This is a genomic window from Candidatus Binatota bacterium (assembly GCA_012960245.1).
Lineage (GTDB): Bacteria > Desulfobacterota > Binatia > UBA1149 > UBA1149 > UBA1149.
The window spans coordinates 3,813-5,184 of the sequence record DUBO01000019.1 but is presented as its reverse complement, the minus strand read 5'-3'; the positions used below and the strand labels follow the sequence as shown (position 1 = coordinate 5,184).

The window sequence follows — 1,372 nt, the reverse complement described above, 5'->3', positions numbered from 1 at the left end:
CCGTACCCCCCAGGCCGTCGGAACCCCCGGCACCCTCCGAACCTTCTCTGCCTGCGGTCGGAGCTGGCGGGACGCTACAGGCCGCACCGCTGAAGAGAAGCTCACCGTCGTCGCCTGCGTCACCACCCGGACCCCCGCCTGTACCCGATCCTGGCGCGCCATCGATGCCGCTGAATTCCGAGCCCGCAACTGGTGCGCATTGATTGCCACCTCCAGCGCCACCACTCACGTTGTCGCCGCCACACGAGCGAAATCCACCGTTCGCGAATTGGCGATTGTTGGCTGCGTTGCAGAAACCCGCGCTGGCTGCGATGAACGCATCGTACGCCGCATCGGCACCGGGCGGGCTTGCCCCATCACCATCCATACCTATTTGTCCCTGTGCACCTCCAACGCCGTCGCCTCCCGCTGCACCGGAGTTCGCGAAGATGACGTTGTTGGTAATAACAAGCTGAGCGCTAGAGGCACTGACATAAACACCATAACTGTTGGAGGAAAGCGTTGTGGCGGGTGCGGCGTAGACAACGAAGCCATCGAACGATGTGGGCGATGTGATATTCAAGGCTGTTACCGCGGCTCGATGACTGCTCCCCGTCGAACCGTAGAGGATGGTTGGGTTAGTGCCGGGAGCGGACTCCCAGCTGTCCGGGTCAAATCCTCCGAGAACATCGATACCGTCGCTCAGTGTAATATCTTCGAAGAACTCTCCACCTGCCACGTAAACTCGCAGCTTTGCCAGCAGTGTTGAGGGTTGGAGCCCAAAGGCGATGGTCGCGCAGGGCTCCGCTTGTGAGCCGCAAGTCGCGGTGTCGGCCCCGCCGTCGGTGGGTGTCGCGACATACACTGCATCGGGATCTTCGTTTCCTAAGCCAACGCCTGAAAGCAGCAGAGAAACCAGATCCGTATGTTCGGTGATCCGATTCTGAAGGTCAGCGAAGTCGTTTTCACTCGGGCACTCGCCAGCGCCCTTCAATTCCAGCTTGTCCCATTTGCCGGAGAACTTTGTGTCGCACTTACTGTAGTCGAGCGATAGCCCCTTCTTCACCGCCACCGACTCAGCCTTCAGACGGCAGAACCCGTACTTGCCCGATTCCTTGAGCTTGCCCGACTCGCATTTCACGGCCGGGTCGGCAGCCAGCGCCGGCACACCGACCAGGGCGGTCACGGCAGCACAGGTTAAACTAAACGATACGAGAGACTTGATAGACATGGCCGGTTACCCCCGGAGGCTCCTCAAGCCTACCACCACTGTCGCCCGCCTGTCCATGATTACGCCCCCCCCATGTGGGAATATATTTTCGACGATAAGAAGGGGGGAACAGAGTGCGCCCGGCAAGATTCGAACTTGCGACCCCCAGATTCGTAGTCTGGT

1 protein-coding gene is annotated in these 1,372 nt (G+C 60.1%); it reads right to left on the bottom strand.

Features of this window, described 5'->3' with window-relative positions:
• Positions 1-1,210, bottom strand: a 1,210-nt coding sequence (locus EYQ35_03100; protein ID HIF63127.1) for a hypothetical protein, incomplete at its 3' end; no start/stop codon positions are given.
• Positions 1,211-1,372: the final 162 nt, after the last annotated feature.